Below are 24,432 nucleotides of genomic sequence, written 5' to 3'. Positions count from 1 at the left end.
CAGAACAAAAAATATATGTAAGTTTGAACCCAAAATGTAGCTAAACCGTTACAAAAATAGGATATATAGCTTTGCAATCAAATAAACATCATGTACTTTTCCTATTGCTCCTATTATTTGGTGCCATTACTGCATCTGCCCAAGAAGACCAAATTAAGCAACTGCCTATTGTAGCTCATAGAGATACAATAATTGCGCCACTTTTGCCCGATCCAAAATTAAAGGACACCATTTTAAACGACACTACGAAAATAGACTCTTTAAACGGCAAACAACCTCTTCTCCTGGACAAAATAAAATATAAGGCCAAGGATTATGTGAAGATGAGCCAAAAAGATCAAAAAATATATCTGTATAACGAAGCCGAACTCTATTATCAGGATACCGAATTAAAGGCCGGGATAATTATAATGGACTATATAAAAAATGAAGTCTATGCCGGGCGAATAAAGGATTCGCTTGGAAATTACACCCAACTACCGTTTTTTAAACAAGGAACAAATGAAGTAATACCGGATTCCATCAGGTTCAACTTTGACACTCAAAAAGCAATTATTTGGAACTCCAGAACAGAGCAGCAGGCTGGTTTGGGACAGTTGGGCAGCGATGCCATGAAGGTCTACGCAGAGATTACCAAGAAGGAAAACGATTCCGTGTATTTCCTAAGTGAAGGTAAGCTTACCACCTCCAAAGACACCGTTAACCCAGATTATTATATTCGTGTAAAAAAAGCCAAATTTGTACCTGGAAAGAAAGTGATCGCTGGATTCAGCAACCTTTATATTGCCGATGTACCTACCCCGGTAGCACTACCCTTTGCTTATTTCCCCCTGACCGTTGGCAGATCGGCGGGATTAATGATGCCTACTTTTGGTAGTGACCCTGACAGGGGGTATTTTTTACAAAACGGAGGATATTACGTACCCATAAGTGACTATGTAGACCTTACCCTTACGGGAGATTTATATACCAACGGTAGTTATGGTCTTAGAACACAATCCGTCTATACCAAAAGATATAAATATAGGGGGAATGTGAACTTTAGATATGAAAATCTGGTCACGAGTCAAAAAGGGTTTAGTGATTATAGCAGAACTACTATATATAATATTCAAGTTTCACATTCCCAAGACCAAAAAAGCAATCCCAATTCCAGATTTCAGGCATCGGTAAACCTCGGTAGTAGTTCTTATTACAGGAACTCCCTGCTACAGCAGAACTTGCCAAATACCCAAGTAAACAATTTATCATCGTCCATATCCTATTCTAAAACATTCCCGGAATATCCGTCCGTAAACATGAGTTTAACGGCCACGCATAATCAAAACACCAATACCGGTGCAGTTGATGTAACCTTACCCACCTTACAGGCCAGTATGGAGCGTATATTTCCGTTTGCACCACGTGAAGGCATAAAAAAGGGTATCATTCAAAATGTAAACTTTCAGTACAACCTGAATGCCAGAAATAGTATCAAGACCACTGAAGAAGATTTTTTGACCAGTAGAATGTTCGAAAATTCACTTTTTGGTGCAAGGCATACCATTCCCCTTAGCACCAACTTTAAAGTGGCCAAGCATTTTAGTGTAAGTGTTGGAGGTTCCTATGAGGACGTGTGGGCCATAGAGACCTATGAAAGAGGTTATGACCCAGATACCAAGCGGGAAGTCGTAACAGATACCCTTAATGGATTTGACCGCTACAATAAATATAATTTCAGTGCCAGTATTGGGACCACTTTATATGGACTGGTCAATTTTGGCGAGGACAAAAAAATTCAGGCTATACGGCACGTTATGCGTCCGTCCGTTAGTTATGGATATGCACCATCCTTTGAACAATATTATGACACTTATATTGGTGCCGACGATGAATTGGAATTGTACAGTAGGTTCGAAGGTACTTTGAACGGTGCGCCGGGCCTAACTAAATCCAGTTCTATGAGCTTTTCCTTGGGCAACCAATTTGAAGCTAAAGTCCGTGACAAAGATTCCACTGCCACAAAACCGAAAAAAATATCGCTGTTGAGCAACCTTAACCTCTCCACGGGATACAATTTTGAAGCGGATTCCCTAAAACTAAGTCCATTGAACTTGACCGGTGGAACCAATATACTCAACAACAAAATGGCCATTAACTTTGGTGCCAGTTTGGACCCCTATGCCATAGACAATAATGGAACACGTATAAATACCTTTAATGTGGATAATGGAGGTAGTTTGTTTCGACTTACTTCTGCTCGGGCCAATCTTAGCTACTCCTTGAGCAGTGAGACTTTTGGAAAAAAGAAAAATGAAAAAAAGGAGGATGACAAAGATGAATACGACTATGTTGCATCTAGTGGCGGTAGGGATGATGATCTTTTTGGTAGGGCCAATGACTTTAACGAAAATAAGCCTGATGATGAAAGGGACAAAGACTCTGAAGATGTAGAAAATCCAATTTATGGAACTAAATTACCCTGGGACCTACGATTGGCATACGCAGTGAATTACAGCAATTCCAACCGCCAAAACACTATAGGCAGTCATTCCCTGATGTTTTCCGGAAACATCCAACTTTCCCCAAGATGGAAAATTGGGGGATCCTCTGGTTACGATTTCCAGAACAAAGGATTCACCCTAACCCAGTTACGTTTTGAACGAGATCTGAAGAGTTTTAAGATGAATTTCAATTGGACCCCATTTGGCACCTATAAACGTTGGTACTTCTTTATAGGTATTAAGAGTTCCATTTTAAAAGATTTGAAATGGGAAAACAGAAGTAAATCCAACTAGTGGCGATAAAATTTATAAGAAATACCCATTAAGGTTGCCTATCCATGGACCACGACCTTAATCCTTTAATTTTTAACTTCTTTTTGTGGCCATTCCCGTCGACTGTGGATAGCAATTAAAATCAGTTAACGCTCAGGAAGGTGGGTTAATAAATCCTTACCTTTATCAATATAGTTCTATTGGGGTTTTGACGTATAAACTGCTGATGATGTAACGCTGCAAAGATAAAAATGGCAAAAGCTTATAAGTGCAATTTAGACAATTCCTGCAGCGAGAATCATTCGAATTTGGGAATCATAAATTGAGTTTCATGGCTGCTCCCAGAGTATCGCACACCGGCAAAACAAAGTTCCGAAAAAGCTATTTTCATATGTTCATGATGCATATTATAAAATGTACTTAAACTGCCACACATATTACAGCCTGCGATTTGGCACCCTTTCCGAGGTGGAACTCTTGAAATTGGCCCAAGAAAACCATGTGAATCATTTGGTACTTACGGACATCAATAATACATCGGCAGGATTAAATTTTGTGCGAAAAGCACCGGAATTTGGTGTTAAACCTATTTTAGGAATCGACTTTAGAAATGGGGTAGATCAATGCTTTGTAGGTATAGCAAAAAATAATAATGGATATCAAGAACTGAACAATTTCTTATCTGACCACCTGCATCTAGAAAAAGAAATTAAATCCCAAGCACCTGCTTTTAAAGATGTGTATATAATATATCCTTTTCAAAAAGTACTGTTGAACGGACAAAAAAACTTTTTGGAACACGAGTATATCGGGATTTCCATCAGAGACCTAAGACGACTTCCTTTTTCCGAAATTTTGGAGTACAGGGATAAATTGGTGGTACAACAACCGGTTACTTTTCGCAATAAACGGGATTTTAATGCTCACCGTTTGTTACGTGCCATTGACAATAACATATTACTAAGTAAACTGACCCCGGCAGAAGAAGCAGATCCGGAAGAAAAAATGCTTCCTTTAAATGATTTGAAATCAGCTTTTTCCGAATACAGTTTTATATTGGAAAACACAGAGCGGTTATTGCAATCCTGTAACATCTTTTTCGATTTTTCAGAAGAAAGAAAACCTCAAAACCTAGTTACTTACCTAGGCGATACCACTAAGGATGAGGCGCTTTTGGAAGAATTATGTCAGGAGGGCTTACCGGAAAGATACAAACATACCTCAATAGGCTCAGTAATTCTGGAGCGCCTCCAAAAGGAATTGGACTTAATTAAAAAAATGGGATTTGTGTCCTACTTTCTCATTAATTGGGATATTGTTTCACATGCCAGAAAACAAGGTTTCTTTTATGTAGGTCGTGGTAGTGGCGCCAACAGTATTGTGGCCTACCTACTTCATATTACCGATGTAGACCCTATAGAGCTGGACCTTTATTTTGAACGTTTCATTAATCTATACCGTGTTAACCCACCTGATTTTGATATAGATTTTTCATGGAAGGACCGTGAAGCAATGACACAATATATTTTTGAACGCTTCCCCAATGTTTCCCTACTTGGCACATATGTTACTTTCCAAGAAAAAGGGGTCATACGCGAATTGGGAAAGGTGTTTGGACTGCCTAAAGAGGAAATAGATATTTTGTGCGATAGAAAATATAATATTTCCCAATTGGATAAAGTAGCATTATTGGTACTTAAATACGGACAATTGATCAAAGGAATGCCCAATTATCTTAGTATCCATGCCGGGGGTATACTTATTACCGAAAAACCCATTCACTATTTTTCCGCCACCCACCTCCCTCCAAAAGGATATCCCACGACACAGTTTGACATGGTAATCGCCGAAGATGTTGGTCTATTTAAATTTGATATCCTTTCCCAGCGCGGTTTGGCGAAAATTGAGGAGACCTTGGAAATCATAAGCTATAACCAACCAGAGGAAAGAGACGCCTTTGATATTCATGATATTGCCCGATTTAAAAATGACCCTAACGTCAACAATTTGGTGAAGAGCGCCCAATGTATGGGCTGTTTTTATGTTGAATCACCAGCGATGCGGATGTTGTTAAAGAAATTGGAAGTCGATAATTATTTGGGATTGGTTGCTGCAAGTTCCATTATCAGACCAGGAGTGGCCAAAAGTGGTATGATGCGTGAATACATACTGCGCCATCGGGATCCAAAACGAGCTAAGGAAAGGGCACATCCCGTAATGCTATCCATTATGCCCGAAACCTACGGCGTAATGGTATATCAGGAAGATGTAATTAAAGTAGCCCACTATTTCGCTGATCTTACTTTGGGTGAAGCAGATGTCCTAAGAAGAGGAATGAGTGGTAAGTTCCGCTCCAGGGAAGAATTCCAAAAAGTAAAGGATAAGTTTGTGGACAATTGCCAGAAAAAAGGCTATGACGATAAGCTCATCTTTGTAATATGGGACCAGGTAGCCAGCTTTGCCGGTTATGCCTTTGCTAAGGGCCATTCCGCGTCCTATGCCGTCGAAAGTTATCAGACCCTATTCTTAAAGGCATATTACCCATTGGAATATATGGTGGCCGTGCTTAACAATGGAGGTGGATTCTATAGCGCCGAATTCTATATACACGAAGCCAGGATGTTGGGAGCCAAGATACATTCCCCTTGTATAAACAAAAGCTTTATGCTTAACTGCATTTATAAAAAAGAACTGTACCTCGGGTTTATGTACTTAAGGGAACTTGAAGGACAGGTGGCAGCGAACATTACAACCGAAAGAAACACAAATGGACCCTATTTATCCTTGACCAATTTTTTGGATAGGATATCCATATCCATTGAGCAATTAAGCATCCTTATCCGTATTGATGCCTTCAGGTTTACAGGGATAAACAAACACGAACTTTTGTGGCAAGCACATCTGTCCATATCCAAAAATACCAAATTGGAGCACCCCAAATTGTTTACTGCCAAACATCAACATTTTGAAATACCTAAATTATACTCAACGGATCTGGAAATGGCCTTTACCCAATTGGAACTTATGGGGTTTACCCTTTGCAGTCCATTTGATATTTTGGCCAACCCCACAACGAACGTACTAGGTAAGAGAGACCTGGAAGCCTATTTGGGAAAAAATATTGATATTTACGGATATCTGGTGACTGTGAAAAATACCCGTACCCACAAAGGTACCCGTATGAATTTTGCCACATTGGTAGATCAACATGGGGAGGTTTTTGATACCGTACTATTTCCGCCAGTAGCCGCAAAATACTTCTTCAGGGGAAAGGGCATTTATCGATTTTATGGAAAAGTAGTGAGCGAATTTGGATTCCTAAGTATAGAGGTCATAAAAATGCAAAAACAGGATTATATTTCTGATCCCAGATATGCCGACATGAAAACCAGTGTATTAAAATTAAATTCAGATAAAAAATAAAATTCTCACAATCCGGCCTTTATGGAAAGTTCAGTAAAAACCTTAATCCCACTCCACTAACATTTACTTTTTAGATTTGTTTAATATTCCTACCCGGATTCTTCCAGGTTATAACGAAATCAGACAATACCACTGCAAAGCACTTTAAAGATTATTCCAAGAGGGTATTCCTATAAAAACTATTTTCATTAGATTCGATGTAACAAATTAACCCAACCAGTAAAACCAAAAATTACCATGTTTTGTTTTTGTAACCTGTCCAACATATGAGGAAGCGTATAGAAGCAATATTAAAACAGGAAATCCCCTATTTGGATTCTGCCAAAAGCAAACTCTTATTGATTGGCTTTATTAGTCTGTATTCCTTCATTTTCATCAATATATACGCCCCTTACAACATCAATAAATGGGGCGAAAATTACTATTGGGAGTTTGTCCTAATAGGCTTTAGTGTACTTATTTTCACCCAGTTTATACTGCGTACAATATTTGGGCCCAAAAGATTTAAAATCTATAGTTTACTCCCTTGGGGACTAATGGAAATGGGACTAATGGCACTTATATTTGAGTTTGCCTATAGTCCACCAATGCGAACGCTTCAAGAACAAATTTCGGAATTCCTACTTACCTTTTGGCAAATAGGCTTAGTAGTGGCGGTGCCCTATACACTGTTTTTGTGGTATGCACAGATCAAACAAAAATTGCCCTCCTTCAAAGAGGAAATTCAATACAACATAAAAAATACAAGCACTGATGGAAACAGTGAATTATTGATTTTAAATGGAGAAAACAATAAGGTGGTATTGGCCATAAAATACAACCAATTAGTATATATCAAATCTGCAGGAAATTATTTGGAACTCTTTTACTTTACAGGAGAAAAAATCAACAAGGACCTTATTAGAATGAGTTTCAAGGAATTGGATGAAATTATCTCGGACCCTAAGGTAATCCGGGTCCATAGGTCCTATATGGTGAATACGGTATACATCAACTCTGCAAAGAAAACAAAAAAAGGGTACGTCCTTAATATCCAATATTTCCCAGAGGAAAAAATTCCCGTTTCGTTCGGTTATAAGACCGATTTCGAAAAAGCACTCCAACTAAAAAAAACACCCCATTAATCCCAAATAGGGATATTTCATCACAAAGTACCAAAGACATAACGATTAGTCGAAACTCCATCGTTAATTTGTGCCAATAAAGAGGATTTGTCTAGGCTGTTGAGCAGGATAGTTCACATCCAATTTAATAAATGTTAGGCTTTTTGGTCCAAAACACGATAATATATCCAATCGTGAACTCGCTGAAATACAGGTTAGCATTTACGGTTCTAAATGTTATGGAATAACCAAAGGATAATACAAGATCGATTGAAAAAAGGTAGGGTCATCTTAAAAGTAATTATGTCATTGACAATTCTAGGAGTCTTGGCACTGGTATTTTTTTCATGGCAAAAATCCACGGCCTATTACCCAGTTCCGCTTTTATCAAGTACCTGCCCTCCCGGATTTAAGTTGAATGCGAATAATGAGTGTATTGCCCGAAATCTTTATAATCAATATGACATAACCAACAAGGCAGGTGTTGGAGGTTTAAAATCCGCATTGCCTGAAGTTCGCGATGGTTTTTCTCCACAGGAAATTGACCTGGGAAGATATTTGTTTTTTGACCCCGCTCTTTCTGCGGACCAAACCATTTCCTGTGCAACATGCCATGACCCCAATAAAGGACTTGGTGATGGTTTACCAGTTAGCAAAGGTGTTGACGGTCATAATCTTAAAAGAGGAGCCCCTTCCCTATATAATGTAGGCTATTTAAAAAGACTCTTTTGGGACGGGCGTGCTTCAACCTTGGAGGAACAAATGTTGGAACCCTTGTTTTCCAAAGAAGAAATGGGAAATACGCCGGAAAATTTACTTAAGACCATTAATGCAATTGAAAATTACCAGAAATTATTTGCAGAAGCATTTCCGAAAAGGCAAAGGGACGAACTGATAGATCTCAACGAAATTACAAGGGCCATAGCAGCTTTCCAATCCTCTTTGCTTTCCTTTAATAGTAAATATGACCAATATGCCCATGGATATGATAAAGCACTAAATAAGCACGAAATAGAAGGACTTAACGTATTTAGGTCTTTTGTGGCCCGTTGCGCAGAGTGCCACACCCCTCCCCTATTTACAAATCAACAATTCGCCGTTATAGGCACGCCTGAACCCGATGGCCTACCTTTGGATCCGGGCGCCGAAATTCCTTTTAAAGATAATAGTCTAAGAGGAGCTTTTAAAGTTCCGAGTCTTAGGAATATAGCCAAAACAGCTCCATATATGCACTCGGGGAGATTCAAAACCCTTCGTGAAACGGTTCAATTTTATACCGACGGTCGTGGGCACGCGGTACCCGAAGGAGAGAATTTATTGATTCATTGGCACATTTGGGAACCAAATTTAACCGATTATGAATTGGACCGCCTGGTGGATTTTCTTAAAACCTTGACAGATGAATCCTTTAGACCTATTGTCCCTGATATACTCCCTTCCGGACTCCTAACATCAAAATCATCAACTTAATTAACCATCAATAAAACAAAATGAAGAAAAAATCGCCTTTATTAAAAATCGTAGGATCTATAGTGCTATTGGGTATTGGAGTGTTCTTGGGAAAATCGTTCTTTGGTCAAAAAAATGTGGAGACAGTTCCAATACCTTCTACTATGAAGTATAGAAACATTGGACTTACCAATGATACTACACAAGTAGCTTCCAATCAGGAATTTACAGGAAAAATTATTGAAGTAAAAAAAGGCTCCTCTATACAGAATGCCGTAAAAGAGGCCAATCCAGGCGATCTTATACGTGTATATCCCGGAACATATTCGGAGAACGTTTACATTGACAAGGACAATATTAGCCTGCAAGGTGTGGTAATCAATGGTGAATGGCCCACCTTGGATGGTAAAAAAAAAATAAATGATGCTTTCCTTTATTCGGGCAATGGCATTCTAATAGAGAATTTTAAAATCATTAATTATAAAGGCAATGGTGTCATGGGCCAAGCGGGCAACAACTTTATAATTCGCAACAACTGGATTATTGATACCGGTGTTTACGGCATTTTTCCACAGTATGGCAAAAACGGACTTATTGAACACAATGTCCTAAGCAAAATAGCGGATGCGGCCATTTACGTAGGTATGTGCGACAATGTTGATGTGCTACATAATGAAGTATTTGATAATGTTGCGGGCAAAGAAATAGAAAATTCCAGGCACTGTTTGGTCGAGAATAATTATGCGCACAACAATACCGGAGGCCTTCTGGCCTTCGTAACACCTGGTTTACCCATAAAAACCACTTTTGATGTTATACTTCGCAACAATTTTGTGGTTAACAACAATCATGAAAACTTTGGTGCTCCAGGGTCTACCGTTGCAGGAATTCCCGCCGGAACAGGAATCCTAATTATGGCAGCCGATGATGTCGTTGTGGAAAACAATATCATTACAGGGAATAATAATACTGGGATTACCATAGTAGATCTTGCTACCGGAGCTCCCAAGGCCAATGATCCCAATTCTGAAGGAAATCCTGACAGAGTGGTAATTCTTGATAATATTATGTTCAACAATGGGAATGCCCCAACTGGTGAAATAAAAGCCATAATGTTGACCCAGATGGATACGAAGGGACCGGATATTTTCGCCTACGGCGGAGGCTCTGGCAGTACCATTAGGGATAAGAATAGGTACCGCACCTTTGGTTTGGATAACTATGGTCCTTCCCAAATTACAGACACCAAAGATTTGAGAACCTTTCTAATGCCCAACCCAGTACCCCCCAGGTCGGTTTCAAAAGAGGAATTGGGTGAACTGACCTATTACGGTGTGTGCGCCGGTTGCCATGCCTTTGGAAATCGTTTAATTGGCCCTCCAACAGAAATTATACAGGCCATTCACAAGGACAATCCACAGGGAATCGTAGACTATATAACCGCACCAAAAAACCTTAGAAAAGATTACCCCGAAATGCCACCACAAGATTATTTATCGGACGAGGCCAAAATGGCCGTAGCAGTATATATTCTAGCCATGAAGGACTAGTTCAAAATTATTGTTAAAATAAAAATGGCAAAAACTAATACTCATCGCTTTCGTTGACCCAACCCAGTGGATTCTATCGTTATACTCACTGGTCCTTTAATGAAATATAAAGTCCCAATCTAGAGTACACAGACCTCATCCCACTTAAAATCAAGTCTTTCAGGATATATATGAGCATTCATAAATTTTAACCAAACCAAAAATTTTAGTTCGTAACGCTTAACTTTAATTGATTCTTCAGGCTTTTATTTTTAACAATCTGTTAACGATTATTGTTTATACCTTAGAGTTAATAATTTGGATTAAATAATGAATGCGTTAAAGTCTATTCCTTTTTTACCGATTTATCTTGGTGTAATTCTATTCGTTGGTGACAAGCTCCTCTTTTCCTTTTTTTTTCACTTTTTAAGCGCTACCGGTCCTTAAATAAAATATTGGTAATAAGTTCATTGGTAACAATAATCCCTCCCAAGTTCAAAAGTCCCGAGGAATAAAATCTAAGGAAATAAAAATTGTACTAGGGTTTTCTCGTAAAAACACTAATCCTAAATATAGCCTTATATGAGAATCAATTTAAAAAATCCAAATAAATTATCATGTTGATTACCACCCTTCTCTTTGTGGTCGGCTATATGATTATTGCTTTGGAGCATGTGGTGAAAATAGACAAGGCGGCAACGGCATTGTTTATTGGAGTACTACTTTGGGTGATTGTCGCCCATACGGGAGTAGATTTTTCAGAAACCCTGTTGAAGCTCAAGGAACATTTTGAGGAAATTTCTGAAATCTTATTCTTTCTACTGGGAGCCATGACCATAGTTGAATTAATTGACACCCATAACGGTTTTGAAATTATCCTTAGGATACTCAAGACAAGAAGCATGTTGGTCTTACTTTGGGTGCTATGTATACTAACCTTTTTTCTTTCAGCTGTTTTGGATAACCTAACCACAACCATTGTAATGGTTGCTATTTTAAGAAAATTTCTGAACAACAAAGCGGACCTTTGGTATTTCGCAGGGTTTATCGTAATCGCAGCCAATGCTGGCGGTGCTTGGTCGCCCATAGGTGATGTTACCACTATCATGCTCTGGAATGGTGGCCAAGTTTCTACCAACACTATCATTGGTGAGGTATTTTTACCTAGTTTAGCTTGTTTATTAGTTCCTTTACTAATCGTTTCTTATAATTTCAAAGGGAAAACTATAGAAGCTATTGTGCCTTTTACCCATAAGGTTCAACAAATAAGCCCTAGGGAAAGTAACTTTATTTTGCTCTTGGGGATCGGCCTTCTATTAATGGTACCCATATTTAAAGCCATTACTCATTTACCTCCCTTTTTGGGGATGCTATTTAGCTTGTGTCTTTTCTGGTTAATAACAGAAATTCTTCATAAAAATAAGCCCATTGAATTAAAGCACCATTTATCTGTTGCCGCTACAGTTCAGAAAATTGACAGCCCTAGTATCCTTTTCTTTCTGGGAATCCTTTTGGCCGTAGCAGCCATTGAAACCAATGGATCCCTTGCCTATATGGGAAGTGCCCTGGAAAACAATTTTAACGATTTTCATATTACTAATACCTTATTGGGACTTTTATCCTCATTAATAGATAACGTACCCTTAGTGGCTGGAGCAATGGGAATGTATTCTATAGAAACCTTTCCCCAGAATCATGAATTCTGGACATTTTTGGCCTATTGCGCTGGGACAGGTGGAAGTGTACTAATCATAGGGTCTGCTGCTGGAGTAGCCGCAATGGGAATTTTGAAGATAGACTTTTTATGGTACCTGCGACGTATAGCCTGGTTAGCACTTATTGGGTATTTCTCAGGTATCCTGGTCTTCATATTAATAAATTGAAGATTAATATAGGAATTAAACGTAAGCAGGTACTAAATCCGAATATTGAAGAAATTAGAATCGATTGGAGCATAAGATTTCCCTGCCACAACTATTGTTGTAGTCACTGATTCGGAAAGAAATTATTTATCTAACCTTTATTTATTCCCAAAACTCTATATGATTCTTTGAACAAAAAAAGAAGATAAGTTCTTGTCCAACAAATTAACCCTGCCCGTAGAAGGCAGGGTTTAAACTAAATTTTGAATTTTCCACAGGCTAGCCTGCCAAATCCATCATTTTACCATTTTTTAATTTACCAAGTACAGTAACGTCCTTGCTTTTCTTATATTCTTCCAAAGCATATAACATCTGCTCCTCCGTATCCCTTCTGATTTTTATACCTCCAGTTTTTTGATTTTTATTTCGAACTTCAATATAATATCCGTCCTTCAGTTCCGTTGGTTTTGTCGCCGGCCTTCCCATATTTAATAACTATTTTTACTGTTCAAATATTAATTATTCCTGTACTAAAAATCCATTAGTCGTATAAACGTATGAAAACTTAACACAATAATCTCGAATAATATGGCTTATTAATGTATAATCCTAAAAAACAGAGGTTTTTAACAAAATCTTGGCAGAAACACACGATTTAAAATTTGAAAGTGCAGTTTTAAAAAAAACCTTAAAACGGAAAAAAGGCTGTTTAAAGAAAAACTCTTTAAACAGCCTTTGAACCAAAATTTTAAAATTAATTTCCTTTTACTTTCCGTGCGGATGCTCTTTTAATAATTCCTCTGGGGAATAAAAGCCTTGTTTATCCTTGATTTGCTCACGGACTTCCTTCACTTTATCTGCAGAAATTACCGAGGCTTTATTTCCAAAAGTATTTCTAACATAGGTTAATACGGCCGCAGTTTCATCTGCAGTAAGTAAATTTCCAAATGGTGTCATAGGAACTTGTCCTGGATAGGCCTTGCCATTAACTTCTATAGGCCCCATTAGTCCATTCGTTGTTAATTTTATAAGTCTATCAACATTACCAGTTACCCATTCAGATCCAGCTAGTGGAGGAAAACCAGAAGCTTCCAGACCTTGGCCATCCGGTTGGTGGCACGTGGCACAATAACCATCCCTCATATATATTTCCCGTCCTGCAACCAAAAGCTCTAAGTCTTTTCCTTTTAGATCGGTCTTAATTACCTCTTTGGGCTCTTCCCCTGCTTTATGGCCATTTAAATGGGCCAGGGCCGATTCATAAGGCTTTTCCATCCATTTGTCCAATCCCTTTTTTCCAGCTTCGGTTATGATAGGAATTCCAACATCCCTACCCAACCAAGAAGCAGCAACCAAGGCCTCCAATCTTACCCGTGGATTATCATCCTTTGCAGCTTCCATTAGAAGGTCTGCCTGATCTGGAATCTGATGTCCTGCATAGCGAAGAACACCTACAGCAGCGGCACGGGCCTTGAAATCTTTTGCATTGAGTACTTGTTCAAGTAATTGTCCATCAACTTGATCCAAGCCCCAGGTAACCCATAAAGCTTCCAATAGATTGTGTTCATATCTAGGCTCACTTTTATCCAAACTTGCTACCCAAGTTTTTAATTTTGACAAAACTTCGGAGGCATCCCTAGCTCGCAATTCCCTTTTTGTCCTGTATCGGGTACGGTATTCGGGAAGTTTAAGGTTATCCAATAATTCATCTATACTAGCATCAACAATCTTGGCAGGTTCCACCAAAGGTCTTGATGGGTAGGTAATACGATATACTCTCCCGTGTGCATGATCCCTCAGTGGATCACGTGCATTGTGCTGCATATGTCCAATAAGAACATTGTGCCAATCTATAACGTACAAAGAACCATCAGGAGCAAACTCCAAATCTACTGGTCGGAAATTTTTATCGGTTGCAGAAATCAAATCCTCTTGATGCTTGCTTACATAACCAGCAGTTTTTGGATCATCTACCATTGAATGTTCCTTAATACCCAAGAAACCAATAGTATTCGCAATCAACATATTGCCTTGTGCAGCATCGGGGAAGTGTCTACTGGATACAAATTCCAATCCAGAGGTTGGTCTTACCAAATGTTTCTTTTCAATAAGGTTTTCAGGTAATGGAGAACTTACCCCGTACCTTGGTACAATTGTTCCTGGCATCATCCAAGTAGCAGAGGGACCGGAAGTATGTTCAAAAAATGGTTGCCCCCAATCATCGAAAGCTATACCCCATGGGTTTGGAATGGGCAATTGTGCAGTCCGTTCCAAATGATGCCTTTGTGGGCTATACCTATAGAACCCACCGTTGGTTCCTCTAACAGTACCATACGCAGTTTCCACATTGGTATGTAAAAACACCCCTTCGCCCATATAGATCGCTCCTGAAGGATCGGTTGTAAACGCACTAATTGCATGGTGCGTATCGTGATCATCGAATCCACTTAAAATGATATCCTTGGCATCGGCCTTGTCATCGCCATCTGTATCCTTTAACAATATCAAGTTGGTACCTTGAGAAACATATACACCTTCTGGCGCAAATTCAAATCCTATGGTTAGATGAAGTCCGTCCGCAAAGACAGTTTGCTTATCAGCCTTGCCATCATTGTCCGTATCCTCCAATATTAACAACTTATCATTGGGTTTACTATCGCCGGGCTTATAATGAGGGTAACTGGGCATTACCCCTACCCATAGCCTTCCTTTATTATCGAAGGAAATCTGTACGGGATTGGCTAGGTCAGGAAACTCTACCTCAGAGGCAAAAAGTTCTATCTTATAACCGGGTGCCGTCTTAATTTTATCCAGGGCATCTTTCCCATATAAATACTCCGGTGTTCCATTTTTATCACTGGGCTTATAATTCGTTTTTACTTCAGGTAATTCTTTGGTTTTAGCATCACTTTTGGCCAAATCCATTTTTTTGCCCTGCAGTGCTTCCCAAATGGCCGTATCTCGAATAGCGGTCATCTGACGTATTTTCTCGATCTCAAAAGGATAGTTATCCGGACCGTATGGATCGTAACGTCTTCCATAGGCATGAACACCATTGGGGATTTTAAAATCGTTATGCCAGAACCAGTTTTTTTCATTTACGGCATCCAGCACCAATTCACGGTTTTCTTCGACCTTACTTTCTTTGGTACCGAAAACTTTATCCGCCAACAACTTGGCAAACTTCTGGTAGCCCAAATCGTTTAGCTGAAAACCATCCTGGGTTAAATCTGTACTTTCGGATTGATACCATTCCCTAGTGGGATCAAAAGCGTTCACAAAAAGAACCCCTTCTTCCGCGGCTACTTCTTTCATTGCCTCAGTGTACAGCTCAAGGTTCCCATTTTCTTTTTGTCCATTGGGCAAGTCCATCTTATCGGATAGATCTTCAAACGCAATGGGTGATACAAGTGCTAATTGCGGAGGTGTGTCACCATTATATTTTTGACTTAGGGTATGTTTAATAAATGCCCGTAATTCCGCCTTATAATTGTCCAGGCCTTCTTGACCTTCAAAAGACTCGGAATACCCAAAAAAACCGATAATAATATCTGCCTTTAAGCTAGTAATCCATTCATCCGGCGAAGGAAAATGGCCAATAGGACCAGACCGGCGTCCATCTTCACCGTCAACAAAATGTATGGCTTGCCCCGACTCATGCTGAAATTTATCAGCTCCTGGAAACGCCCAAGGTGAATTTCTTGAGGAATGTGGTCTAAAACCAGGTGTATTACCACCATCACACATGTTACGGATATAAAGCGAATCATTGGGATAACGAAGTTGCATTTCAGTTTCGAAATGCCCAAAATTCATCATACGCGATCCCAAATTATTACCCACCAATACTATATGGGAATTAGGTTCGATTTTTAAGGTATTGTCTTCCTCCTTACTACAGCTATAAACGGCAAGGACTAGGAAGAGCATCAGGAAAATCTTTCCCCAAGCAACTTTTTTACTGATTTTCATCATTTTAGATATATAATTAATTGATATTCACGTGAATTCCTTCTTTTACAGACTTTTCACAAGCTTCTATAATTCGTTGACAGGTAATGGCATCCTCAAGACTCGAAAGTGGTGCCTCATTATTCCGCAATACATTGTTGATAAAATGTGTTGCTGTATTTTTAATGGATTCCGGATAGGCTTGGTATGTTTGTGAGTGGGCACCATTGCGGTCATTTATTACCCAATCACGATAACTATAACGGGTACTACCTTTGGTTCCAATTACTTTTATGATACAAGTCCATGGGTCCCCTGCATGGTCATCATTTGCGAAGCTCGCCGATAAATGACTTAGGGTACCGTTTTGCATTTGTATATTGGCCATTGCCACATTTTCTTGTGGGGCTATAGTGGTATCAACGGTATGTTTTAGACAGGATACGGTTTTAGGTTGTCCGGCCAAATATAACATGGTATAACTATGATGGGTCAATATCTGACGAATGACCCCTGGGTAGCGCGCCCTGATTTCTTCGGCATGATGAATATTGTACATCATATAGAACTGGGAAATGTCGCCCAGTTTACCACTTTCAATCATGGATTTAGCCCTTTTTATACCAGCCTCATAGATATAATTATGCACGGGCATACATTTCACCCCGGCTTTATCGACAGCCTCCTGCATGAGTTCAAGCTCAGAAATACTGGAGGCCGCAGGTTTTTCTACCAATATATGCTTTCCAGCCTTTGCTGCTCTTAGGGTATAATCGCAATGGGTTTCCATATTGGTCAATATAAAAACAGCATCTATTTCAGCATCCCCTAACAAATCATCAACGGATTTGTAAGTCTTACACCCGAACTTTTCGGCTTTCTTTGCGCCCTTTTCAAATGTTCTATTCCAAAGTCCAACAAGTTGTGCTCCTGGCAAACTATTAATGGCCTCGGCGTGTAAATCGGCAATATCCCCTGCTCCTATAAATCCTATTCCTATATTTTTCATGAGGCAGCAGTAGAATATTTTAAAGTACCCTTTTCTGCCATCGCCTTAAACTCCAATAATGAATTTTTTATTCCCTCGACTATTTCGGTCAATGGCAAATCTTTAAAAGTGTTTGCTATTTTTGCATGATCTAAATCGCATACGAAAAGGTTAGGTGGAGCACCTTCGGTAACGGATAATGAAACATAGTCTCCCATGCCCAAAGATGTAGCCTGTTCTTTTATAATTTCTAAAAATGAGGTAATCGGAATTGTTTCACCTTGAATATTAAACGCCCCAAAGCCCTCATAGGGCTGTAATGCACAGGCAGCAAATTGTGCTCCCACATCTTCAACAAAATGATAGTTTTCCCGGCCTTGATAAGGCATTTCAAAAGGTATTACCTTTCCTGCCACCTGTCCTAGGACTATTGCCTTTAAGGCATTGGTCGGAGCAGAAGTTTTCCCTTTATCCCTACCTTTCCCGTAAGTAGTATTTAACCGTAAACAAACCGTTGGTACTTTGGTATTGTCATGAAATAAGCGAGCAAGATGCTCACCCGCTAATTTCCATATCCCATAATGATTGGGCGGAGCTAAAGGAACATTTTCAGGGATGATGGATACCGAATACATGGACCGCATTCCATAAACTGCGGCAGAACTTGCAAATACAAAGCGCTTTAGGTTGGATAATTTTTCAGCAGCATCAAAAAGTGCCATTGTACCTCCAGTATTTATTTCCATTCCACCTATGTGATCGCGGGAACAATCTGGACTTTGGTACGCCCCTAAATGTATAATGTGCGTTGGGTCAACTTCGAACAATACCCTTTCAATCTCTTTGTAATTTGAGACATCAAGAGTAACGAACTCTAAACGGGAATCCAAATCTTCCCCCATCCACAATTTCAATGGATCTGTATTATTGGAGCGTGTTGCAATAACAATTTTTCCAACCTCCTTTGACTGTAAAAGTTTATAAATAGTAACCGACCCTATGCAGCCTGTACCCCCGGTAATAAATATTTTGTGCATAATCTTTAATGCTTATTTTTTTAGATATTATGTTGTAGGTCTTAAGAAGACCACATGAATTGTTAGTTCATTTTTACAACCGCCTTCATATTATTAGCTTTTATAGAATCCTCAAAAGCTTGATTAATGTCTTTAAAATCATAGTAATCCGTATAATGTTCAGAAGGGAAAATTCCGGTAACCATCAATTTTTGTGCAGCCATATAATCTGCTCTACAAGACCCCATAGACCCCCTCATATTCAAGGATGTACGGGTGAGGTGTGTGGCATTGATCTGCACATCGGTTCCATAGGTAGCAATAACACATATGTCCCCTTCCGGTTTTACAACACCAATTGCTTCTGTAAGGACTGGTGGAACACCAGAACATTCTATAAGCAAATCTATTTTCCCGTTAGAGCCAAACGGAACACCATTATCATCGGTAATACCATTTTGCAATTGTGTGGTCAAGGAGTTTTCCGGCGAAACCTCTATGGTAATGAAACCTCTTTCTTTTGCTCTTTTTAAACGGATATCGCGATCGTGTGCAATACCTGTAACGGCAACCCTTGCCCCAGCGGCCCTAGCAACTTCGGCAGACATCATCCCTATAATGCCACAACCTGTTACCACCACATCCTGACCAGGTTTAATATCGCATTTATTATAAAGTGCATTGGTAATAATGGACAAAGGTTCTACCAAGGCACCTTGGGCCGGCGTTAGACCCTTCATTAAAGGGACAACCCTATCTGATTCCAACACCACTTGTTGTCCAAATCCTCCGTTTCTATGAAAACCTATTATTTCCTTTTTGGAACACAAATTCCATTTGGATACACTGCAGGCAGGACAATCTTCTTCCCGGCAACCCAACATGGCCAAAGGAGTAAAAATATCGCCTACTTTAAGGTCTCCATGGTCCCCTGGTCCCAATTCCAATACTTCGGCACTAAATTCGTGACCAATAACTCGGGGACGTTGCACCCAGTCAAAATTGGCCTTGCCAATAGTTGCGCTATTGTCTGAACCACAAATACCTGTGTACAGTGTTTTTGCCAATATTTCCCCTTCCTTTAATGGAGGGATTTCCATGTCTACTACAGCAGAATTACTCAGTACAGATTGGCCAGAGTTTGGATATATTTTTTCGTTGCTCTGAAGGCAAAAGCCTTTTATAGAATTACTCATCGGGATAATTTATTGATTTAATTCAAGTTTAATTTCAAGTTGAAAAAATAACTATTCAACTTTACACTAAAGCCTTCCCATTAGGGAAATCTTAAGCTACCATTCAACACCTGTATCTTTCCAACTTTTAGTTTTGGCAGAGTCTAAAACTGCTTCACAAACTTTCTGTGTTTCTTGAGCCTCCTTAAAGGTAGGCGAACATGGTTTACCTTCTTCCAAGGCTTTAAGAAAATCTGCTATTTGATGTACAAAGCTATGCTCGTAACCAATTGATAATCCTGGCACCCACCATTTATCCATATAAGGATGATCACCATCCGTAACATGGATTGAACGCCATCCCCTTTCCTGAGACTCGTCCCTATGGTCAAAATACTCCAAACGCTGAAGGTCGTGCAGGTTCCATTTTATGGAGGCATGTTCCCCATTTATTTCAAAAGTATATAGGGCCTTATGACCCCTAGCGTACCTTGTAGATTCAAAAAGACCCAAAGAACCATTATCGAAATGGCAATGAAACATACAGGCATCATCAATAGTTACCTCTTGTTTTTCGCCAGTACCCGTATGCACCCTTTCCTTAATAAAGGTTTCGGTCATGGCAGAAACATCCTTTATTCCACCGTTCAACCACATTGCAGTATCTATACAGTGCGCCAATAGATCACCTGTTACTCCAGATCCGGCCGCGTCATTATCCAATCGCCATAATCCTTCCCCACCTTGTGGAAGTTCTGGACTTATGGTCCAATCCTGTAAAAAATTGGCTCGATAATGAAATATTTTGCCCAATTTACCTGCATCAATTAGTCGTTTTGCAAGGCTTACAGATGGCAATCTTCGGTAATTGAAATAAACCGTATTGGGCACTCCTGCCTTTTCAATAGCATCTACCATAGGTTGCGCTTCTGCAACGGTACGTGCCAAAGGTTTTTCACATAAAACCATTTTTCCCGCTTCCGCGGCTGCAATGGCAATTTCTGCATGCATATTGTTGGGAGTACAGATATCAATGGCATCAATATCATCACGGGCAATCAGCTTTTTCCAATCGGTTTCTACTGATTCATAGCCCCATTGATCGGCAAATGCCTGCGTCCGTTCTAGATTACGCCCACAAATAGCTTTTAATATAGGTTGATATTTCAGTTCTGGAAAAAAATTGCCAACCCTCCTGTAGGCATTGGAATGGGTTCTTCCCATAAATCCATATCCTACCATTCCTATTCGTAATTCTTTCTTACTTGACATGTGTACTCTATTTTTTATTTTAAATTGAATTTATATTGAACAATCGAGCATTAACTATTAATCCTAAGTTGCTTCGTACCAACCATGTTGTTGACGCACTTTGATCATAGCCCCTAAAATATCGTTCCAAGTTTTAGGCTGCATCATTACATCGTTGGGGAACATACATCCATCCCAACAGATATGTCTTATTTTTTTGGTCAGAATACCGTTTTCGTCACGCAACCAATGGCCGGCATCCACAGCGATATCCAATTTTCCGTTCGGGTCCGAGGCCTGACAATGTCTACCCGTTTTATCATGAGATCCAGATCCGAAAACCGTGCCATCATTCTGGGCTACGTGAAAATCAATGGTCCATGGGCGAAGGGCCGCGGTTATGGTTTTAAGACCTTCTGTTAAAGTTGCCCTATCGCTCCAATCAAAATCTTTGGGCAATATTCTCTCATCCTCTTTATTATAACCCAACAGATACAATAAAGTATGCGCCATATCTGCCTGAAATCCTATATTGGGACGATCTACCGCCTCAAGGGTATTTACCATGGTTTTCCAACCGTGCATTCCACCCCAACAAATTTCACCTTCAGCTGCAAGTGATTCTCCGTAATCGGCAGCAACATCGCAAGCCTCGCGGAAAGTTTGAGCAATTAATTTTGTGTTGGCCACAGGATCCGCTGCCCAACTATGTGGATCAACGGACGAATCTATTCGAATAACACCGTTGGGACGTATTCCTAGATCTCGTAATTTTTTTCCTATTTCACAGGCTTTGCGTACCTGAGTTACAAATTGATTGCGTTCTTCCCGAGATCCCATAGCAGAACCTCCTCCAGTTCCTGCCCATACCGGAGCTACCAAACTTCCAATCTCCAGATTTTTAGCGCTGGCCTTATCTGCCAATTTTTTAATACCGTCATCATTGGAATCGATATCCAAATGGGGATCGGCGGCAAATAGATCAAATCCATCAAATTTAACCCCGTCTACCTCGGCATTGGCCGTTAGCTCGATCATGGTATCTATAGAAATTGGTGGCTCTGAATCAGGTCCTTTTCCTACCACACCTGGCCACGAAGCGTTGTGGAGTTTAGGATAGTTATTTTCTGGCATAATATTAATTTTAATTGTTCTTATTATTTTCTTGGCATTATTACAGATTCCCAACCTTCAAGGTCGGAAGGCTTTACATTTTTCTGATAACCCTCAAAGTTAAACGTAGTTGGCTCAAATCCTCCTACAAAATCGATCGGATTATCCGCTTTAATATCTTTTTCCATTTCCAGTCCCCATAAGCAGGCATTAATGAGCATTCTTCTAAAACCTTCACTCAATATATCTTCTGAAGCCCCATGGGTAGTAGTAAAGGCACGTCCCGGCCTACCTGATTCCAATTGGTAAGTGCGTGCCCAAGCTACCGGAAGTTCTTCTTTGGTAGTGTCCGGTGCAGCATCGGGTGTCATTCCGTTCAAAACCCTTCCGCGAGCTAGGAATTTTAAATCCTTTCCTTGAGGATATGCATTATAGCCTCCACACTGTGCCCATGCACTATTTACTCCCAGTAGTATTGGATGTTCTTTATTCGTTTCCTCCAAAATCAGTTTGGATGCCTGTTGATGGTTCTTTCCGTAATGCCCCACCCAGGTCTCTCCTAAAACTACTTCTCCAAATCCACCATGCCAAGCCTTTTTTTCACCTTCGTATTTATAATCATAATGTCCCCAATTGGGGTTATCTGCATTTTTAAAGGCATGTGTAGATGTCCTTAGGCCTACTACCGGTCCTCCATTATGCAGATAGTCATCTATATATTGCATTTGCTTATCTTCAAAATTTGCAAACCTGGTAAATATTACCATTAGATCTGCAACTTTAAGGACGTCCAAACCTTTCAAGTTTGAGCCACCTGGAAAAATATTGCCATTATCGTCCAAAGCCCATACCACTGTACAGGTGAAACCATATCTTTTAGCTAAAATCCTAGCCAAGGCAGGCAATGTCTCCTCTCCCCTGTATTCGTGATCGGTGGCAATAAACACAATATGTTTACCTTTCCCAGGACCATCTTCTCCTTTATATGTTACACGAAACTCATCTTCATTGTCCATTACTGTCAACGACTGCCCTATCTCCTCTCCACTTACCTGAGCGACGAACTTCGAATTAAAACCCAAGGAATTTTTCTTGTCATGATCTGCACATGAACAAAGAAAAAAAACCATTGCGAAATACCATATTGTTCTTCGCCGGATAATCGAAAATAAAGAAGACGTAAAAATTAATGATTCTAACATAATAATACAAACCTAAAACACTCAATTATCATTTTTTTCCCTCCTAAACTTGCTGTTATTATATGAAATCAAAGTTTGAATAATGCACTAAAAAACATTCAGCTTTTCCAAGCTCTAAAGTTTATCAATATCCAAATTTTTTATCATATTTTATGCACTATCCATAAAATTTATTGCTATAAAATCTGACTATTAAAACTTAGCTCTACAAATCTAAAATACTATCGGGATTGATATTCCCTATATTTTACTAAATGATGACACTTTTTTGTCTTAATTTAGCCAAATTGAAATCCAAAACGGAAATTTATGAGTACCCCCAACATTGAAAAAACGCTCACCACCAAGGAAACTTTTATCTTTAAAGATATGGAAGGCCCCTACTTTAATCCCAATTGGCACTTTCACCCAGATTACCAAATATCTTTGATTGCAGAAGGGAAGGGAACTAGATTTGTTGGAGATCATGTGCAGTCTTTTGAAAAAGGAGACCTTGTGGTCACAGGTCCCAACCTGCCCCATTTATGGCGGAGCGATGAAATTTATTTTGAAAAAAATAGTAAACTCACCACCAGAGGTTTGGTCATTTATTTTGACCACGAACTTTTTAGCGAAGCTTTGTTAGGTAAGGAGGAATTCTATAACATAAATAAATTCGTTGAAAATTCTGTAAGGGGAATGGAATTTTATGGGGAAACCCAAAATAGAATTAATAAACTTCTACTCAAAATAAATAACGAACAGGGGTTTAAAAGAATTATAAAGTTATTGGAAATAATAGATATCCTCGCCAATAGTGAGGAGTACCACCTACTTTCCAGCCCAGGATACACCAACGTCTTTAAAGGCGACGATGCTGATAAAATGCGAATCGTCTACGAATATGTCATGACCAATTTTAAAACCAAAATATCCTTGGAAGAAATTGCCGAAATGCTGAATATGACCACAACCTCCTTCTGCAGGTATTTTAAACCTAGGGCCAATAAAACATTCACTCGCTTTGTAAATGAAATTCGCATTGGTCATTCCCGCAAATTATTGCTGGAGGACAATTTCAATATCTCCCAAATTAGTTACGAATGCGGTTTTAATGCACTATCCAATTTTAATAGACAATTTAAAGCCATTGTTCATATGAGCCCCCATGAGTATCGTAAGTTGTTCCTTAATATCAAGACCAGCATTTCTTAGAAACAACGGAAATCCTACAATCATATCCACTAAACCTTCGCATTTGTCCAAAAACCAAAGGAATCAATCTTTAATTGGATCTGTTTTCTATTTCATTATACTTGAAGTAAATTCCCAATAATAAGCAAATTTTATCCTATAGATAAAACCCTCAATCAATAGCTTTTAAATCACAGATTAGACTGTCCCTTTCAGTATACCTATTTATAGCTATATGGGACACACTTTTTCGATCGAATGACACTAAATTCACCCTATGACAAAAAAGTATCATTATTTAGTAGGATATAGGAACTTTTAAAATTCATTTAGGTTTAAATTTATCAGCTTTATTAATTCAGATATATCAAATCATAAAATTGTTAGGAACAAATGGATCAAGACACAGGTGCTAATAGTGCAATATAAGTGGTCTTAAAT

15 protein-coding genes are annotated in these 24,432 nt (G+C 39.2%); 7 read left to right on the top strand and 8 right to left on the bottom strand.

The annotated features are described in order from the left end of the window. Nucleotides 1–71: 71 nt before the first annotated feature. From H4O18_RS07535 to nhaD, 6 genes are all read left to right on the top strand, one after another. Nucleotides 72–2,777: a putative LPS assembly protein LptD gene (locus tag H4O18_RS07535; protein WP_187583012.1), complete on the top strand. Its 2,706-nt coding sequence runs from the start codon at nucleotides 72–74 to the stop codon at nucleotides 2,775–2,777. A 393-nt stretch (nucleotides 2,778–3,170) separates the two neighbouring features. Continuing rightward, on the top strand, nucleotides 3,171–6,179 hold the full coding sequence (locus H4O18_RS07530) for a DNA polymerase III subunit alpha (RefSeq protein WP_187583010.1): 3,009 nt from the start codon (nucleotides 3,171–3,173) through the stop codon (nucleotides 6,177–6,179). A 266-nt stretch (nucleotides 6,180–6,445) separates the two neighbouring features. Further along, nucleotides 6,446–7,303: a LytTR family DNA-binding domain-containing protein gene (locus H4O18_RS07525; RefSeq protein ID WP_187583008.1), complete on the top strand. Its 858-nt coding sequence runs from the start codon at nucleotides 6,446–6,448 to the stop codon at nucleotides 7,301–7,303. Nucleotides 7,304–7,585: 282 nt separating this feature from the next. Beyond that, entirely contained in the window at nucleotides 7,586–8,752 is a 1,167-nt protein-coding gene (locus tag H4O18_RS07520) for a cytochrome-c peroxidase (RefSeq protein WP_187583006.1), read from the top strand. Nucleotides 8,753–8,772: 20 nt separating this feature from the next. Continuing rightward, a complete protein-coding gene (locus H4O18_RS07515; protein ID WP_187583004.1) occupies nucleotides 8,773–10,281 on the top strand; it encodes a parallel beta-helix domain-containing protein in 1,509 nt (502 codons plus the stop codon). A gap of 596 nt (nucleotides 10,282–10,877) precedes the next feature. Beyond that, nucleotides 10,878–12,143 carry a sodium:proton antiporter NhaD gene (gene nhaD, locus H4O18_RS07510; RefSeq protein ID WP_222942368.1) on the top strand — a complete coding sequence of 422 codons (1,266 nt, stop codon included), beginning with the start codon at nucleotides 10,878–10,880 and terminating at the stop codon, nucleotides 12,141–12,143. A gap of 258 nt (nucleotides 12,144–12,401) precedes the next feature. On the opposite strand, the gene H4O18_RS07505 is transcribed toward nhaD, so the two are convergent. The 8 genes from H4O18_RS07505 to H4O18_RS07470 all read right to left on the bottom strand — a co-directional run bounded on the left by H4O18_RS07505 (nucleotide 12,402) and on the right by H4O18_RS07470 (nucleotide 22,746). Beyond that, the gene (locus H4O18_RS07505) at nucleotides 12,402–12,608 is read right to left on the bottom strand and encodes a hypothetical protein (RefSeq protein WP_187583002.1); all 207 of its coding nucleotides are present in this window, start codon (nucleotides 12,606–12,608) and stop codon (nucleotides 12,402–12,404) included. 279 nt (nucleotides 12,609–12,887) lie between these two features. After that, complete coding sequence (locus tag H4O18_RS07500) at nucleotides 12,888–16,097, bottom strand: PVC-type heme-binding CxxCH protein (protein WP_246474091.1); 3,210 nt, start codon at nucleotides 16,095–16,097, stop codon at nucleotides 12,888–12,890. A gap of 13 nt (nucleotides 16,098–16,110) precedes the next feature. Next, nucleotides 16,111–17,082 (bottom strand): Gfo/Idh/MocA family protein, encoded by a 972-nt coding sequence (locus H4O18_RS07495; protein WP_187583000.1) that lies wholly within the window; start codon nucleotides 17,080–17,082, stop codon nucleotides 16,111–16,113. Next, the gene (locus H4O18_RS07490; RefSeq protein ID WP_187582998.1) at nucleotides 17,079–18,098 is read right to left on the bottom strand and encodes an NAD-dependent epimerase/dehydratase family protein; all 1,020 of its coding nucleotides are present in this window, start codon (nucleotides 18,096–18,098) and stop codon (nucleotides 17,079–17,081) included. Before H4O18_RS07490 ends, H4O18_RS07495 begins: the two co-directional genes overlap by 4 nt. Nucleotides 18,099–18,160: 62 nt before the next feature. Then, nucleotides 18,161–19,273, bottom strand: coding sequence for a zinc-dependent alcohol dehydrogenase (locus H4O18_RS07485; RefSeq protein WP_187582996.1), 1,113 nt, complete (start codon nucleotides 19,271–19,273; stop codon nucleotides 18,161–18,163). A 96-nt stretch (nucleotides 19,274–19,369) separates the two neighbouring features. Further along, nucleotides 19,370–20,524, bottom strand: a complete 1,155-nt coding sequence (locus H4O18_RS07480; RefSeq protein WP_187582994.1) for a Gfo/Idh/MocA family protein — start codon at nucleotides 20,522–20,524, stop codon at nucleotides 19,370–19,372. A 63-nt stretch (nucleotides 20,525–20,587) separates the two neighbouring features. After that, nucleotides 20,588–21,637, bottom strand: coding sequence for a sugar phosphate isomerase/epimerase family protein (locus H4O18_RS07475; protein WP_187582992.1), 1,050 nt, complete (start codon nucleotides 21,635–21,637; stop codon nucleotides 20,588–20,590). Between the two features lie 23 nt (nucleotides 21,638–21,660). Then, the gene (locus H4O18_RS07470; RefSeq protein WP_222942367.1) at nucleotides 21,661–22,746 is read right to left on the bottom strand and encodes a ThuA domain-containing protein; all 1,086 of its coding nucleotides are present in this window, start codon (nucleotides 22,744–22,746) and stop codon (nucleotides 21,661–21,663) included. A 381-nt stretch (nucleotides 22,747–23,127) separates the two neighbouring features. Here H4O18_RS07470 and H4O18_RS07465 point away from each other — a divergent pair, with 381 nt between their 5' ends. Then, complete coding sequence (locus H4O18_RS07465; RefSeq protein WP_187582990.1) at nucleotides 23,128–24,012, top strand: AraC family transcriptional regulator; 885 nt, start codon at nucleotides 23,128–23,130, stop codon at nucleotides 24,010–24,012. Nucleotides 24,013–24,432: the final 420 nt, after the last annotated feature.

This window comes from Arenibacter arenosicollis (assembly GCF_014397245.1).
Taxonomy (GTDB): domain Bacteria; phylum Bacteroidota; class Bacteroidia; order Flavobacteriales; family Flavobacteriaceae; genus Arenibacter; species Arenibacter arenosicollis.
The sequence above is the reverse complement of the archived record's forward strand: the minus strand, read 5'-3'. Positions and strand labels throughout refer to the sequence as shown.

Coding starts and splice junctions, on each gene's coding strand:
- H4O18_RS07530 (WP_187583010.1), top strand. CDS start 3,171: ATGTACTTAAACTGCCACACATATTACAGCCTGCGATTTGGCACCCTT.
- H4O18_RS07525 (WP_187583008.1), top strand. CDS start 6,446: ATGAGGAAGCGTATAGAAGCAATATTAAAACAGGAAATCCCCTATTTG.
- H4O18_RS07520 (WP_187583006.1), top strand. CDS start 7,586: ATGTCATTGACAATTCTAGGAGTCTTGGCACTGGTATTTTTTTCATGG.
- H4O18_RS07515 (WP_187583004.1), top strand. CDS start 8,773: ATGAAGAAAAAATCGCCTTTATTAAAAATCGTAGGATCTATAGTGCTA.
- nhaD (WP_222942368.1), top strand. CDS start 10,878: ATGTTGATTACCACCCTTCTCTTTGTGGTCGGCTATATGATTATTGCT.
- H4O18_RS07505 (WP_187583002.1), bottom strand. CDS start 12,608: ATGGGAAGGCCGGCGACAAAACCAACGGAACTGAAGGACGGATATTAT.
- H4O18_RS07500 (WP_246474091.1), bottom strand. CDS start 16,097: ATGATGAAAATCAGTAAAAAAGTTGCTTGGGGAAAGATTTTCCTGATG.
- H4O18_RS07495 (WP_187583000.1), bottom strand. CDS start 17,082: ATGAAAAATATAGGAATAGGATTTATAGGAGCAGGGGATATTGCCGAT.
- H4O18_RS07490 (WP_187582998.1), bottom strand. CDS start 18,098: ATGCACAAAATATTTATTACCGGGGGTACAGGCTGCATAGGGTCGGTT.
- H4O18_RS07485 (WP_187582996.1), bottom strand. CDS start 19,273: ATGAGTAATTCTATAAAAGGCTTTTGCCTTCAGAGCAACGAAAAAATA.
- H4O18_RS07480 (WP_187582994.1), bottom strand. CDS start 20,524: ATGTCAAGTAAGAAAGAATTACGAATAGGAATGGTAGGATATGGATTT.
- H4O18_RS07475 (WP_187582992.1), bottom strand. CDS start 21,637: ATGCCAGAAAATAACTATCCTAAACTCCACAACGCTTCGTGGCCAGGT.
- H4O18_RS07470 (WP_222942367.1), bottom strand. CDS start 22,746: ATGGTTTTTTTTCTTTGTTCATGTGCAGATCATGACAAGAAAAATTCC.
- H4O18_RS07465 (WP_187582990.1), top strand. CDS start 23,128: ATGAGTACCCCCAACATTGAAAAAACGCTCACCACCAAGGAAACTTTT.